The organism is Salmonella sp. SAL00672 (genome assembly GCF_046552175.1).
Classification (GTDB): Bacteria; Pseudomonadota; Gammaproteobacteria; order Enterobacterales; family Enterobacteriaceae; genus Salmonella; species Salmonella enterica.
The window spans coordinates 105,797-120,737 of sequence record NZ_JBGDUQ010000009.1 but is presented as its reverse complement, the minus strand read 5'-3'; the positions used below and the strand labels follow the sequence as shown (position 1 = coordinate 120,737).

Annotated in this window: 14 protein-coding genes; 7 read left to right on the top strand and 7 right to left on the bottom strand. The window is 49.8% G+C overall.

The genetic code is table 11. The annotated features are described in order from the left end of the window. Position 1: 1 nt before the first annotated feature. Entirely contained in the window at positions 2 to 2,101 is a 2,100-nt protein-coding gene (locus tag ACLJTG_RS18985) for a glycosyl hydrolase family 18 protein (protein WP_000235812.1), read from the bottom strand. A 380-nt stretch (positions 2,102 to 2,481) separates the two neighbouring features. On the opposite strand from ACLJTG_RS18985, the gene ACLJTG_RS18980 reads away from it, so the two are divergent. Next, entirely contained in the window at positions 2,482 to 2,925 is a 444-nt protein-coding gene (locus tag ACLJTG_RS18980; RefSeq protein ID WP_000860681.1) for a transcriptional regulator, read from the top strand. 16 nt (positions 2,926 to 2,941) lie between these two features. After that, complete coding sequence (locus ACLJTG_RS18975) at positions 2,942 to 3,475, top strand: glycoside hydrolase family 108 protein (protein ID WP_001068132.1); 534 nt, start codon at positions 2,942 to 2,944, stop codon at positions 3,473 to 3,475. A 60-nt stretch (positions 3,476 to 3,535) separates the two neighbouring features. Here the strand turns inward: ACLJTG_RS18975 and ACLJTG_RS18970 are convergent, their stop codons facing one another. From ACLJTG_RS18970 to dnaK, 4 genes are all read right to left on the bottom strand, one after another. Further along, the gene (locus ACLJTG_RS18970; protein WP_000026889.1) at positions 3,536 to 3,880 is read right to left on the bottom strand and encodes a phage holin family protein; all 345 of its coding nucleotides are present in this window, start codon (positions 3,878 to 3,880) and stop codon (positions 3,536 to 3,538) included. 126 nt (positions 3,881 to 4,006) lie between these two features. Beyond that, positions 4,007 to 4,954: a LysR family transcriptional regulator gene (locus ACLJTG_RS18965; protein WP_000534910.1), complete on the bottom strand. Its 948-nt coding sequence runs from the start codon at positions 4,952 to 4,954 to the stop codon at positions 4,007 to 4,009. Positions 4,955 to 5,234: 280 nt separating this feature from the next. After that, positions 5,235 to 6,374: a molecular chaperone DnaJ gene (dnaJ, locus tag ACLJTG_RS18960; RefSeq protein ID WP_001119009.1), complete on the bottom strand. Its 1,140-nt coding sequence runs from the start codon at positions 6,372 to 6,374 to the stop codon at positions 5,235 to 5,237. An 85-nt stretch (positions 6,375 to 6,459) separates the two neighbouring features. Then, positions 6,460 to 8,376, bottom strand: coding sequence for a molecular chaperone DnaK (dnaK, locus tag ACLJTG_RS18955; RefSeq protein WP_001622300.1), 1,917 nt, complete (start codon positions 8,374 to 8,376; stop codon positions 6,460 to 6,462). Between the two features lie 348 nt (positions 8,377 to 8,724). On the opposite strand from dnaK, the gene ACLJTG_RS18950 reads away from it, so the two are divergent. The 3 genes from ACLJTG_RS18950 to satP all read left to right on the top strand — a co-directional run bounded on the left by ACLJTG_RS18950 (position 8,725) and on the right by satP (position 10,594). After that, positions 8,725 to 9,129, top strand: coding sequence for a DUF2541 family protein (locus tag ACLJTG_RS18950; protein WP_001258090.1), 405 nt, complete (start codon positions 8,725 to 8,727; stop codon positions 9,127 to 9,129). Positions 9,130 to 9,164: 35 nt separating this feature from the next. After that, the gene (gene msyB / locus ACLJTG_RS18945) at positions 9,165 to 9,878 is read left to right on the top strand and encodes an acidic protein MsyB (protein WP_001103477.1); all 714 of its coding nucleotides are present in this window, start codon (positions 9,165 to 9,167) and stop codon (positions 9,876 to 9,878) included. 149 nt (positions 9,879 to 10,027) lie between these two features. Next, positions 10,028 to 10,594 (top strand): acetate uptake transporter, encoded by a 567-nt coding sequence (satP, locus tag ACLJTG_RS18940; RefSeq protein WP_000528525.1) that lies wholly within the window; start codon positions 10,028 to 10,030, stop codon positions 10,592 to 10,594. Positions 10,595 to 10,650: 56 nt separating this feature from the next. Here satP and mog read toward each other — a convergent pair whose 3' ends face one another. Then, the gene (gene mog / locus ACLJTG_RS18935; protein ID WP_000380373.1) at positions 10,651 to 11,241 is read right to left on the bottom strand and encodes a molybdopterin adenylyltransferase; all 591 of its coding nucleotides are present in this window, start codon (positions 11,239 to 11,241) and stop codon (positions 10,651 to 10,653) included. A 110-nt stretch (positions 11,242 to 11,351) separates the two neighbouring features. Continuing rightward, positions 11,352 to 12,305, bottom strand: a complete 954-nt coding sequence (tal, locus tag ACLJTG_RS18930; RefSeq protein WP_410959046.1) for a transaldolase — start codon at positions 12,303 to 12,305, stop codon at positions 11,352 to 11,354. A gap of 268 nt (positions 12,306 to 12,573) precedes the next feature. Between tal and ACLJTG_RS18925 the strand changes: the two genes are divergently transcribed. Together ACLJTG_RS18925 and yaaA are read left to right on the top strand one after the other, a co-directional pair. Further along, entirely contained in the window at positions 12,574 to 14,004 is a 1,431-nt protein-coding gene (locus ACLJTG_RS18925) for an alanine/glycine:cation symporter family protein (protein WP_001748842.1), read from the top strand. Positions 14,005 to 14,082: 78 nt separating this feature from the next. Next, the gene (gene yaaA, locus ACLJTG_RS18920) at positions 14,083 to 14,856 is read left to right on the top strand and encodes a peroxide stress protein YaaA (protein WP_000906175.1); all 774 of its coding nucleotides are present in this window, start codon (positions 14,083 to 14,085) and stop codon (positions 14,854 to 14,856) included. Positions 14,857 to 14,941: the final 85 nt, after the last annotated feature.

The following is a 14,941-nucleotide window of genomic DNA, read 5'->3' as shown; positions in this document are numbered from 1 at the left end:
ATTAGTAAGCGCCAAGATCGGTCCATGCACCGCCGACACCGCAGTTCAGGTCAGGCTGGTTGCCCATAGACCACCATTTCACCTGATAGTTATGGCCTTTCCAGCTAACGATTTCGAAAGAACCCCAGTTTGCGCCATAAACGGTAGAAGCATCCCACTGCGCGTAAGGTGACGTTTTGTCATCTGCTGGCGTATCATCCTCAGCCGGCGTGGTATCTTCTTCCTCGTCCGGTACAGGAACGATAATCTCTTCTTCCTCTTCCGGTTCCGGTTGAACCTGAGATAGCGCAGGCACAGCCGTCAGAACAAAGCGCTGTTGAGAGGACGGTTCGTTGTAGCAGTCGCGTACAAACAGGGTGAACTGAAAGGCTGTTTTTTCGCTAACTTCCGGTACCACAACCTCAATGATTTCTGCCGTTTTGTCTGCCACATCGATTTGAGAAGGCACGCCCCAGCTAAAGGACAACTCATCGTTATCTTCATCAGAAGAACCTGCGCCAGACAGCTGTACCGTAGATCCGCCTACAACCATCAGTTCAATCGCCGCTTTCGGCGCGTGGTTGACCTTCTGCGCGTCGTCGCTGTCGCTCTGCTCTTCATCTTTTTCTACATTGATACCTTCAAAGTAGAACGGTTCCATATCGATAACTTCAGATTCGATTTCATAACCCAGACCTTCACGCACGGCGTTAACCAGCACGCCGTTGTCCTGATCGATAGTCCAGGTAAACACGCCGCCCAGGCCCAGTTTCGCTGCATATTCGCCTTTTGCTTTGACAGTACGCGGCGTATCCAGGGATAAAAACAGTTTGGATTCCGGGCTATACAGGTAGTCAGCATCAGCGACCTGGTCGGTGTAAACGTTGAAACCGTTACGGCCTTTCTGGTTTTCCAGATCCAGGTAGCTATAAATGACGTCATACCATTCGCTGGTGCCGGATTCGAAGGAACCGGTAGTAGGGCCTGAACCTGGGTTGTAAGAACCTTTCAGCGGCGACAGGGATTCAATTTCTACCTGACGAGCGTTACGGGTATAGCCGGCATAACCGATGTTGATACGGTCAGCGGAGAAACCTTCCGCCAGCAGGTGATCAACGATAGTTTCGACAGCCCAGCCGCCCTCTTCCAGCGCTTTGCGGTTGGTGTGGTGGCCCAGCGTTTCCGCCCACGGCGTACCGAAGAAGTCATAGGTCATCAGGTTGATGCCATATAGGCCGGCAGCCATCAGATCTTTTACTTTCGCATAGTCAAAAATAGTAGTGACAGCAGAAGCGGCAATAGAGATCTTCACATTGCTCAGACCAGCGGAATCCAGCTGTTTACGCAGTTCGGCAATCAGCAGCGCGTAGTTAGCGCCATCTTCCGGACCAAACGGGTTGCCCGCCCCTTCATTGTTCGGGTATTCCCAGTCAATATCCACTTCGCTGAACATCGGGAACTGTTTGAACAGTTTCACCACGCCTTTGGCGAAGATTTTACGAGAAGAGTCAGAAGCGGCGGTTTCGTGGAACCCGTTACTCATGCTCCAGCCGCCGATACTCATGGAGAGCGCCAGCGTGTGACCTGCGGCTTTCGCTTTTGCCTGCATATCACGCAGCGCGCCCAGCAGACCCTTGGCGTTAGACTGAGTTACAGTCTTCGGATCCACATCCCAGCCGCTGACATCAAAGCCGAGGTTGATATAAGACTGGAAGTCGCCCCATGGGTCGAGGAAGGTCGGCTCATATTTCACTTTGCCGCACAACGCTGCCGCTTCTGCTACGACATCGCGGTCTTCTGTATCAATTTTTCTGAAACCGGTGATGCCAACAAAGCCAAAAATCAGTTTGTCATAAGCCGTCGGTGAAACGTTGGTTAAATCATAACCACGGCCCGGTTGGGACATATTGCCTTGCAGACGGCTGTCATACTGTGACCAGTCGGTGTAATAACCGAATACCTTCGGTTTAGTCGTGGAATTTTTATATTTATTGTATACCGGTTTCGCAACACGAGCGGAAGTATAGCTTATTTTATCATCGCTTGTTGCAGGGTCAAAACCATTCGCTGCATGAGTAGTTTCAGTAATTGTATCGCCTTGAATCAGTTTGCTTGTAGCCATTTTCAAATTTCCTTTTACGTTTCAAAATTGTCGCAGCTCGTTCTGCGGGGTCCATAATCGTTACAGGCATAAAAAATAGCTAATCACAAAACATCATCTTTTTAGATGATATAAAAATCATAAAAATGAGGTTAACAACACCGTCTAACGAAGAGAAAACAACACCTCTCAGCGCCCGCTTACTCCGTTCTGGTGAGAACATAGTAAATATCATTTATCATGTAATTAAATATCATTTAATTACAATGAAATAATGTGATTACACTCGCTATAGACAATGACAATACAATAAAACCAGTGACATTTATTGGATTAAGACATTTCTCATACAATATAGTCACCACAGACAACCAGGATGTACATTTCTAAAGGAAGACGTTATGAAAACTTATATCATTAATAGCAATTGCATTTACAATGAAGGTAAATATGAACTGAGGACGGTCTCAAATTCACAGGTTATTAAAATGACTGCGATGAGAGCCAAATGTCTCAGTTTCATCATCGAGAATGCTCATCTGGAGATTATCGAGCGACAAAAAATAACCACTGCGTTATGGGGAAGTCGAAGCCATTATGTTAATGATGCAAATCTAACGCAGATTCTCTATTTAATCAGACGTGACCTTAAAGCGCTTGGTATTAACGATCTTTTTATTACCATTCCAAGACAAGGTCTCAAAGTGAATAGTGATATCGCCATTATCGCGACGGATAGCGAAACAAAGGGAAGAAAAAAACAAATTGTACGGCAAACCATCGCTGCCCTGACGACCGTATTTTCAGTAACGTTAGGTTCTCTCATGTATCTGCATATTCACTAAGCGAAGGAAAGGGAAGATGAATCCAATTATAGATGGAATTATTGCGCTTGAAGGCGGTTACGTATTTAACCCTAAAGATAAAGGCGGCGCCACTCATTGGGGCATTACCGAAGCCACGGCGCGAGCGCATGGCTATGCTGGCGATATGCGGGATCTGACCCACGCTGAAGCCTACGCGATTCTCGAAGAGGATTACTGGATAAAACCAGGTTTTGACGTCATCTCGACGCTATCGTGGCCAGTCTCCTTCGAGCTGTGCGATGCGGCAGTCAACATAGGCGCTTACCACCCCAGCGCGTGGCTGCAACGCTGGTTGAACGTCTTTAATCACGAAGGTAAACGCTACCCGGATATTCATGTGGATGGCAATATTGGCCCGCGGACGCTTGCCGCTCTCGAACATTATTTGGCCTGGCGAGGCCAGGAAGGGGAAGCCGTTTTGGTGAAAGCCCTCAATTGCAGTCAGGGCACGTACTACTTAAACGTTGCTGAGAAAAACCACAATAACGAACAATTTATTTATGGCTGGATCAAGAATAGAGTGACCTAGACCAGGCTGAAAAAAGACGCGTAAAAGGCTCACGGATGAGCCTGATACTGCAAATGATAATTAATCTGAATTATTACCTTCGATAATTTTTTTAATCCGCCGCCCAAGAATCTTTAAGATCGGACTCGCGAAAACACCGCCTAAGCCTGCCGCCAACAGAACAATGTTGAAACTGCATTCTTTTTCGATCGCAATCGCGCTTAACAAGAAACTGGTGAAGCAGGAAATCACGATCTGCGTTAAGCAATATTTAATACTTTCATGAGAACTATTATATTCTGTCTTATCTTTGCGTAAAAGATAGCTGACAAAGCCTCCCCACGCGCCAATCGAAATAATAGTGAGTAAGATCTCTAGCTCCAATAGCACAACTTCCGTTGTCGACACATGGTTGGGAATAGACATTTTAACACTCCGAAATCATTATAAATGAATAATTAACACAAGGAGTGTAAGCGCCCTGTCAGAAGGGTAAAAATCAAAGCACATCATTTAAAACCATATTAAATCAAAGCGTAAAAATGAGGTGTATTAGCGACGGAAGGAGGAAAGCGTTTGTAACATACTTACCATCTCATTAATCGTCGATATATTTCTACTATTTTTATTCCAGGATGCATAAACCTGAACTGACTTCAAAGCCAGTTCGGGCGGAGGCTGAATAAATTTAATGTCATATTTACGATGATTTTTATAAAAAAGAGCTAATTTCAAAGGCATCAATGCAATCAATGAGGTTCGTTCGATCATGCTCATCAAACCGCTAATCGAATCACTGCGATAGCCGACAATACGCCTGCCAGTATAGTAAAGCTCATCCTTAAATAACTCGCTATCATGATATATCACTGAAGCCCCCATCCCCGGCTGATATAACGCATGACGCGAAGAATAAAAATGATGTAGCGACAGTTGTGAGAGGGTACTCAGCATGTGTTTACTGCTACAGATACAAACAAATGATTTAAAACTATCAATAATTTGATTCTCTATGCCGGACTCCAGCAAAGGTTCGGCACTAATCAACAGATCGCCTTGCGCAGTAAACAGAAGTTCGCTGATATGCTCCCGACTCATATTTCTGACAGTGAAATGATTTATCAAAATACGGTCAAATATATCGCTGTTATAGAGCTGAGAAAGATAATAGCTTTCAACAATATCACTGCCTAATAACGTTATCTGGAACGCTTCATCTTTTTTGCTATTACAGAGAAATGTGTCATCCACCAGTTTCATCACCTGACTGAAATTTTGGTGAATGTCGACAGCCTTAGCTGTGGGGATGAGCCCGCCTTTCCCTCTGCTAAACAGTTCTTCCGGGTAATAACTCTGCAGGCGCTTTAACGCCAGAGAAACGGCAGCCGGTGTAATGCCTAACTTTTTTGCCGCCATAGCCGCATTTCCTGACAAAATAACAGCGTCAAGAATTTTGATTAAATTATAATCAAAGCTCTTGTTGGCACCTTTCGATCCCATTCGCTGTCTGCCTCCGGAAACTAAAAAAAGCAATATAGATAATACTCAAGATAAATCAATTCACAGCATCTAAAAAAGCAATCATTAATGTCATCACATCACGTTTTTTTAAAGAATAAGCGTATACAAAACTGCTGATTAACATCAATTTGTTTATCAGTAAAAACAAAATATCAACAAATGAGAGGATACGATGCGTTTAACAGAAGCCTGGGCGCGTACAGGCAGAAAAAAGCCCGGATATACACCCGGGCTGAAGAAAAATACAACGGGAAAAAGATTAGCGAGTCAAATCGTCAAAGAATTTTTTCACGCCGTCAAAGAAGCTTTTTGAACGCGGGCTGTTTTTCTCTCCCGTCGGGCCGCCAAAACTTTCCTGAAGATCTTTTAGCAATTGCTTCTGTTTTTCGCTCAGACCGACCGGCGTTTCAACCACCACACGGCACAGCAAATCGCCCTGCGCGCCACCGCGTACGGACTTCACGCCTTTGCCGCGCATACGGAACAGCTTGCCCGTTTGTGTTTCGCTCGGTACTTTCAGCATCACGCGACCATCTAACGTCGGCACTTCAATTTCACCGCCGAGCGCCGCCATCGCAAAGTTGATCGGCACTTCGCAATAAAGATTATTGCCTTCACGCTCGAAAATAGGGTGTTGTTTCACCTGGACCTGAACATACAAGTCGCCTGCCGGTGCGCCATGCTCGCCCGCTTCGCCCTCGCCTGCCAGACGAATACGATCGCCGGTATCCACGCCCGCCGGGATTTTAACGGACAGAGTTTTACTCTTTTCAACACGCCCATGACCGTGACATTTATGGCACGGATCTTTGATCAGCGTACCGCGTCCCTGACAGTGTGGGCAGGTCTGCTGTACAGCAAAGAATCCCTGGCGCATCTGTACCTGACCAGAACCATGACAGGTCGGACAGGTTTGCGGTTGCGTGCCAGCTTTCGCGCCGCTGCCGTGGCAAACGTCGCACTCCTCCAGCGTCGGAATACGGATCTCTTTGGTCACGCCACGCACCGCTTCTTCCAGGGTGAGATCCATGTTATAACGCAAATCAGCCCCACGCGCCGCACGTTGGCGACCACGCCCGCCGCCAAAGATATCGCCAAAAACGTCACCAAAGATATCACTGAAATCAGCGCCGCCATTAAAGCCGCCGCCAAATCCGCCGCCCATACCGCCTTGTTCAAACGCGGCGTGACCATACTGATCGTAGGCTGCGCGTTTTTGCGCATCGGTCAGCACTTCATAGGCTTCTTTAATCTCTTTAAATTTAGCTTCGGCCTCTTTATCACCCTGATTGCGGTCCGGATGATATTTCATGGCCAGGCGCTTATACGCCTTTTTGATTTCACGCTCTTCCGCTGTTTTGGAAACGCCTAAAATCTCGTAGTAATCTCTTTTCGCCATCTCTTTTTATCTGCCCTTAACATGCATGCACGGGCGGAGAGGAAACCTCTTCGCCCGTGCCAGTAATTACCCGTTCAAAGGGCGATTATTTTTTATCTTTTACTTCTTCAAACTCAGCGTCGACAACATCGTCATCTTTCGCGTTGTTTGCAGAAGCGTCAGCGGAGCCAGCCTGCTGCTGCGCATGTTGCTGCTGAGCGATTTCCATCAGTTTCTGGGAAACCTGCGCCAGTTCCTGCATTTTCGCTTCGATAGCGGCTTTATCTTCGCCTTTCAGGGCAGTTTCCAGCGAGCTCAGCGCAGACTCGATAGCGGTTTTGTCATCAGCCGGCAGTTTATCGCCTGCTTCTTCAACCTGCTTACGGGTGCTGTGCAGCAGATGGTCACCCTGGTTACGGGTCTGAACCAGCTCTTCGAACTTACGGTCGGATTCAGCGTTCGCTTCTGCATCGCGAACCATTTTCTGAATTTCTTCCTCGTTCAGACCAGAAGACGCCTTGATGGTGATCTTCTGCTCTTTACCGCTATTTTTGTCTTTCGCGGAGACGTGCAGGATACCGTCAGCATCGATATCGAAGGTGACTTCGATCTGCGGCATACCGCGCGGCGCCGGGTTGATGCCATCCAGGTTGAACTGACCCAGAGATTTGTTATCAGACGCACGTTTACGCTCACCCTGCAGCACATGGATGGTTACCGCAGACTGGTTGTCTTCCGCAGTAGAGAACACCTGGCTGTGCTTGGTCGGGATGGTGGTGTTTTTGGTGATAAGCGGAGTCATCACGCCACCCATCGTTTCGATACCCAGAGACAGCGGGGTAACGTCCAGCAGCAGTACGTCTTTCACATCACCGGTCAACACGCCGCCCTGTACCGCTGCGCCGATAGCCACAGCTTCGTCCGGGTTAACGTCTTTACGCGGCTCTTTACCAAAGAATTCAGCCACTTTTTTCTGCACCATTGGCATACGGGTCTGACCGCCGACGAGGATCACGTCGTTGATATCAGACACGGACAGGCCAGCGTCCTGCAGTGCGACTTTCAGCGGCTCGATAGAACGGTTCACCAGATCTTCAACCAGGCTTTCCAGTTTCGCACGAGTCACTTTGATGTTCATGTGTTTCGGACCGGTGGCATCTGCGGTAATGTACGGCAGGTTCACGTCGGTCTGCTGCGCAGAAGACAGCTCGATTTTGGCTTTTTCTGCGGCTTCTTTCAGGCGCTGCATTGCCAGCGGATCGTTACGCAGGTCAATGCCCTGATCTTTCTTAAACTCGTCAACGAGGTAGTTGATCAGGCGGGTATCGAAGTCTTCACCACCCAGGTGGGTATCACCGTTGGTTGCCAGAACTTCAAAGGTTTTTTCGCCATCAACTTCGTCGATTTCGATAATAGAGATATCGAAAGTACCACCACCGAGGTCGTAAACCGCGATAGTACGGTTGCCGACTTCTTTATCCAGACCGTAAGCCAGCGCTGCGGCAGTTGGTTCGTTGATGATACGTTTAACTTCCAGCCCCGCGATTCGACCAGCATCTTTGGTTGCCTGACGCTGCGCATCGTTAAAGTAAGCCGGTACGGTGATAACCGCTTCAGTTACCGGTTCGCCCAGATAATCTTCAGCCGTTTTCTTCATTTTCTTCAGCACTTCGGCAGAAATCTGCGGCGGCGCCATTTTCTGACCTTTCACATCAAGCCATGCGTCGCCGTTGTCGGCGCCGATGATTTTGTACGGCATGATAGAAACGTCACGTTGAACTTCTTCGTCCTGGAAGCGGCGGCCAATCAGGCGTTTAATCGCAAACAGGGTGTTTTGCGGGTTTGTCACTGCCTGACGTTTAGCCGGCTGACCAACCAGAGTTTCACCATCCTGGGTATAAGCAATGATAGAAGGCGTAGTGCGATCGCCCTCGGCGTTCTCCAGCACGCGTGCCTGCGTTCCATCCATAATCGCTACACAAGAGTTGGTAGTACCCAGGTCGATACCAATAATTTTACCCATCTAAACGTCTCCACTAAAAATTCGGTCATCATGTGGTTGTGAATCTGTAATAAGGGCGAAACGTGCGGTTTCAACTACCCTGAATCGTTTTTTTTCAGACTCACCACTGCGGTTGACTACAAGATGGGGTCGTAACCCACGTCATCAAGGGGGAGATGAAAAAATTTTTTAGTGACGAGAGGGCGCGATGGAAAACCAGACAGATAAATATTCATGAAATAAATTAAAAAACGAATACCATTCACAGAAAAATTGTAATAAAAAGAAAAGATTACAAAACTGAATCGTTGCCATGAGCAGAGTATGATAGACGGTAATTGCTTATTGAACCCGTCAAAGAGAAATTTCATGCGATCTGTGTTAACGATTTCCGCCAGCCTGCTTTTCGGCCTGGCGTTAAGTAGCGTCGCGCACGCGAACGACCATAAAATACTGGGTGTTATTGCCATGCCCAGAAATGAAACGAACGATCTCACGCTGAAAATTCCCGTCTGCCGCATCGTGAAGCGCATTCAACTCACGGCGGATCACGGCGACATCGAACTTAGCGGCGCATCCGTCTATTTTAAAACTGCGCGTAGCGCCAGCCAAAGCCTGAACGTCCCTTCCTCAATCAAAGAGGGCCAGACAACAGGCTGGATCAATATTAATAGCGATAACGACAACAAACGCTGCGTATCAAAGATTACCTTCTCAGGCCATACGGTAAATTCTTCCGATATGGCGAGACTTAAAGTCATTGGCGACGATTAATCGCTGTTATTTCTATTCCAAAAGCCAGACTGAAAATGAACGTCACCTATTTACACGACGAGGATTTAGACTTTCTTCAGCATTGTAGCGAAGAACAACTCGCCGATTTCGCCCGTTTGCTGACGCATAACGAAAAGGGCAAAGCTCGCTTGTCGAGCGTTCTTAGCCATAACGAGCTGTTCAAAGCGATGGAAGGTCACCCGGAGCAACACCGCCGTAACTGGCAGCTCATTGCCGGCGAGTTTCAGCATTACGGCGGCGACAGTATCGCCAACAAATTGCGCGGACACGGAAAACAGTACCGCGCGATTCTGCTGGATGTCGCAAAACGGCTAAAACTCAAAGCAGATAAAAGCATGTCGACGTTTGAAATAGAACAGCAACTGCTGGAGCATTTTTTACGTCATACCTGGCAGAAGATGGACGCGGCGCATAAGCAGGAATTTCTGCAAGCCGTAGACGCCAAAGTTTCTGAACTGGAAGAACTGCTGCCGCTGCTCATGAAAGATCGCAGTCTGGCAAAAGGGGTCTCCCACCTGCTTTCCACCCAGCTTACCCGCATTTTGCGTACCCATGCCGCAATGAGCATCCTGGGCCACGGATTGCTGCGCGGCGCAGGTCTTGGCGGCCCGGTCGGCGCGGCGTTAAACGGCGTCAAAGCGATGAGCGGCAGCGCGTATCGCGTGACTATTCCGGCAGTGTTGCAAATAGCCTGCCTGCGACGAATGATGGCAGCCGTTCAGGCGTGAATGCCCTCACTGGGGGAAATATTTTCTTTTCCCCCTTATTAGATCATAGACAGTCCTCTTCCCCCTGATTATTATGCCGCGCCCCGAATACGGAACTCGTTATTCTGGGAAACTATTTCACCATTCAATTATGATGATTTTGAGGAATTATGGGCAACACTAAGTTGGCTAATCCGGCACCGCTGGGCCTGATGGGCTTCGGCATGACCACCATTCTGCTTAACCTGCACAATGCCGGTTTTTTCGCCCTGGACGGTATTATTCTGGCGATGGGGATTTTCTACGGCGGTATCGCGCAAATTTTTGCCGGTCTGCTGGAGTATAAAAAAGGCAATACCTTTGGTTTAACGGCCTTTACCTCTTACGGTTCGTTCTGGCTGACGCTGGTCGCTATCCTGCTGATGCCGAAAATGGGCCTGACGGATGCGCCTGACGCTCAGCTACTCGGCGCTTATTTAGGTCTGTGGGGCGTGTTCACGCTGTTTATGTTCTTCGGTACGCTGAAAGCCGCCCGCGCGCTGCAATTTGTTTTCCTGAGCCTGACCGTACTGTTCGCTCTGCTGGCGGTCGGCAATATCACCGGTAACGAAGCCATTATCCATATCGCAGGCTGGGTTGGTCTGGTTTGCGGCGCCAGCGCTATTTATCTGGCGATGGGTGAAGTGCTAAACGAGCAATTTGGCCGCACTATTCTGCCAATCGGCGAGGCGCACTAAATCTCTTTTATTCCTCCCGCACCGGGAGGAATAACCCTACTATCAGTATTTTCCGGTCAGGACGACATATTCTCACGTCTGGCGCTCTTTGGACGGAAAGCGGCAACCACTTCCGGCGCGGTTTCGACATACGGCCCGTCAAGCAGCTGTATGCAATACGGCACGCTCGCAAAAATGCCCGGCACGCTAACGCTGCCATCGTCCGCTTTTACGCCTTCCAGCGTTTCTTTGATCGATTTTGGCTGTCCAGGCAGATTAAGAATTAACGCCTGTTTACGGATAACGCCCACCTGGCGGGAAAGAATGGCGGTCGGCACAAAGCGCAGGCTGATCTGGCGCATCTGCTCGCCAAAACCTGGCATTTCACGGTCGGCGATGGCAAGGGTCGCGTCCGGCGTGACGTCGCGACGCGCCGGACCGGTACCGCCAGTGGTCAGCACCAGATGACAGCTCATCTCATCGACCAGTTCACACAACGTTTGCTCGATAATTTCCTGTTCATCAGGAATTAAGCGCCGTTGGACCTCGAAAGGCGTGGTCAGCGCAGAAGCGAGCCACTCCTCAAGCGCAGGAATGCCTTTATCCTGGTAAACGCCGCTGGAAGCGCGGTCGGAGATAGAAACTAAGCCAATACGTAAGGTATCCATAATTATTCCGTTTAAACAGTCTCGTTAAACAGAATGATACACTGCGAAAGGAAGGACAGACAGGTTTCAGAAGAGGTAGCGTGACCCATATCAGGGCCACGCGTTAATGATTACAGCAGATCGCCGATCATTTTTTCCAGTTTTTCCTGGTCTACCGCAAACTTACGGATACCATCCGCCAGTTTGTCCACCGCCATGGGGTCCTGGTGATGCTGCCACAGGAACTCGGCTTCGGTAATGCGTTCCGGGCGCGCTTTGACTTCGCCGGAGAAAGAGAGCTTACGCTCAATCGCCCCTTCGCTTTCCGCCAGTTCTTTCAGCAATGCCGGCGCGATAGTCAGACGGTCGCAGCCCGCCAGTTCCAGAATTTCGCCTACGTTACGGAAGCTTGCGCCCATAACGACGGTTTCGTAACCATGCTGTTTGTAGTACTCGTAGATTTCCGTTACGGAAACCACGCCCGGATCTTCAGCTGGCGCATAGTCTTTCTTGTCGGTATTGGCTTTATACCAGTCAAGAATACGACCTACGAACGGCGAGATCAGGTAGACGCCCGCTTCGGCGCACGCACGCGCCTGCGCGAAGGAGAACAGCAGCGTCAGGTTACAGTTGATGCCTTCTTTTTCCAGCTGTTCGGCTGCACGAATGCCCTGCCAGGTGGACGCCAGCTTGATCAGGATACGATCGTTGCTGATACCCGCATCATTGTAGAGTTTAATGATACGTTTTGCTTTGGCGATAGACGCTTCGGTGTCATAAGACAGACGCGCGTCAACTTCGGTAGAAATACGCCCCGGCACCAGCTCCAGGATTTCCAGGCCAATATTCACCGCCAGCTTATCGGTCGCGTCAACAACCTGCTGCGCGCGGTCGCTGCTCTGCTGTTTCGCCCAGGCGACAGCATCGTCAATCAGCTTACGATATTCCGGGATTTGCGCTGCGTTAAGAATGAGAGAAGGGTTAGTTGTAGCATCCTGCGGCTGATACAGTTTCATTGCCGCGATATCTCCGGTATCAGCCACTACGGTGGTGAACTGACGAAGGGAGGTCAATTTGTCCGTCATGATAGAGTTTCTCTTTAAACAGCTTGTTAGGGGATGTAACCGGTCTACCCTGATGATAACACGACGCACTCACAGCGCAACCGCCTACATGCACCTGGCTGCCCTTGTGCACTGTTTGCGTATCTGCCGACGGTTGATGCGCAATTAAAGGATACCGCCGTATTTATGGTAAACTACCGTTAATATTAGCCTGACAAGGTCATCTACATCATGGGTCACGCTTATACAGGATCATCAAAGCGTGTCGGCATCAACAAGAGGGACGTTAATGCCTGAGTTTTTCAGTTTTATTAACGAAATACTCTGGGGCTCGGTAATGATTTACCTGCTGCTCGGCGCAGGATGTTGGTTTACCTGGCGTACCGGATTCATTCAATTTCGTTATATTCGCCAATTTAGCCGCAGTCTCAAAGGCAGCCTTAGCCCGCAGCCAGGCGGCCTGACGTCATTTCAGGCGCTGTGTACCAGCCTCGCGGCGCGGATTGGCAGCGGTAATCTGGCCGGCGTGGCGCTGGCTATCGCCGCAGGCGGTCCCGGCGCGGTATTCTGGATGTGGGTCTCGGCCATCATTGGCATGGCGACCTCCTTCGCCGAGTGTTCGCTTGCCCAGCTTTATAAAGAACGTGACCCGACAGGCCAGTTCCGCGGCGGCCCGGCGTGGTATATGGCGCGCGGGCTGGGAATGCGCTGGATGGGCGTGGTTTTCGCCCTCTTTCTGCTCGTCGCCTACGGGTTGATTTTTAATAGCGTGCAGGCGAATGCCGTCTCACGCGCGCTCCATTTCGCCTTCAACATTCCGCCGCTTATCTCCGGCATTGCTCTGGCGTTCTGTGCCCTGTTAATTATCATTCGCGGCATCAAAGGCGTCGCCCGTCTGATGCAATGGCTGATTCCCATCATCGCGTTATTGTGGGTCGCCGGCAGCGTATTCATTTGCCTCTGGCATATTGAGCAAATGCCTGGCGTTATCGCCTCGATAGTCAAAAGCGCATTTGGCTGGCAGGAAGCCGCGGCAGGCGCAGCCGGATATACGCTCACCCAGGCTATTACCAGCGGTTTTCAGCGTGGGATGTTCTCTAATGAAGCGGGAATGGGGTCAACGCCTAATGCGGCCGCAGCGGCAACGTCGTATCCCCCTCACCCTGTCGCGCAGGGGATTGTGCAAATGATTGGCGTATTCAGCGACACCATTATCATCTGTACCGCCAGCGCGATGATTATCCTGCTGGCGGGGAATCACGCGTCCCACTCGTCAACAGAAGGCATTCAGCTTCTCCAACATGCAATGGTTTCGTTGACCGGTGAATGGGGCGCCAGTTTTGTCGCGCTTATCGTCATTCTGTTCGCGTTCAGTTCTATCGTCGCCAACTATATTTACGCCGAGAACAATCTGTTTTTTCTGCGGTTACATAACGCAAAGGCCATCTGGCTATTACGCCTTGCGACGCTTGGCATGGTCATCGCCGGTACGCTCATCAGTTTTCCGCTGATATGGCAGCTTGCTGACATGATCATGGCCTGTATGGCTATTACCAATCTGACGGCGATTTTGTTGCTCTCACCGGTGGTGTATACCCTCGCCGGCGATTATCTGCGACAACGGAAACTGGGCGTAAGGCCGCAGTTCGATCCGCGGCGCTTCCCGGATATCGAACCACAACTGGCGCCAGATACCTGGGAGGCGGCATCGCGCGATTAAGCCGACAATCGCAACCATCGGTCAACTCTGCGGCGTTTTTTTGCTAAAGTCGCAGAAAATTCCCTGCAAGGACTGGATATGCTGATTCTGATTTCACCTGCAAAAACGCTTGATTATCAAAGCCCGCTGGCCACGACCCGCTATACCCAGCCGGAGCTATTGGATCACAGCCAGCAGCTTATTCAACAGGCCCGCCAGCTTTCGGCGCCGCAAATTTCCAGGCTGATGGGAATTAGCGACAAACTGGCGGATCTCAACGCCACGCGTTTTCATGACTGGCAGCCTCATTTTACGCCGGATAATGCACGCCAGGCGATTCTGGCGTTCAAAGGCGATGTTTATACCGGCCTACAGGCGGAAACGTTCAACGACGCGGATTTTGATTTTGCTCAACAACATCTGCGTATGCTCTCTGGCTTGTATGGCGTATTGCGCCCGCTGGATTTAATGCAGCCTTATCGTCTGGAGATGGGGATTCGCCTGGAGAATCCGCGCGGCAAAGATCTTTATCAATTCTGGGGCGATATCATTACCGATAAGCTCAACGAAGCGCTTGAGGCGCAGGGCGATCGGGTGGTGGTGAATCTGGCCTCTGAGGAATATTTTAAATCGGTGAAGCCGAAGAAACTGAATGCCGAACTGATTAAGCCCGTGTTCCTTGATGAGAAAAACGGCAAGTTTAAGGTGGTAAGCTTCTACGCCAAAAAAGCGCGCGGACTGATGAGCCGTTTTATTATTGAAAACCGCTTAACGAAGCCGGAACAGCTTACCGCGTTTGACCGTGAAGGGTATTTCTTTGATGAAGAAACCTCCACACAAGACGAGCTGGTCTTTAAACGCTACGAGCAGTAACGACATCGCCGGATGGCGGTTACGCCTTATCCGGCCTACAAATCGGCGCCACCCCATAGGCCCGGTAAGCGACAGCGCCACCGGG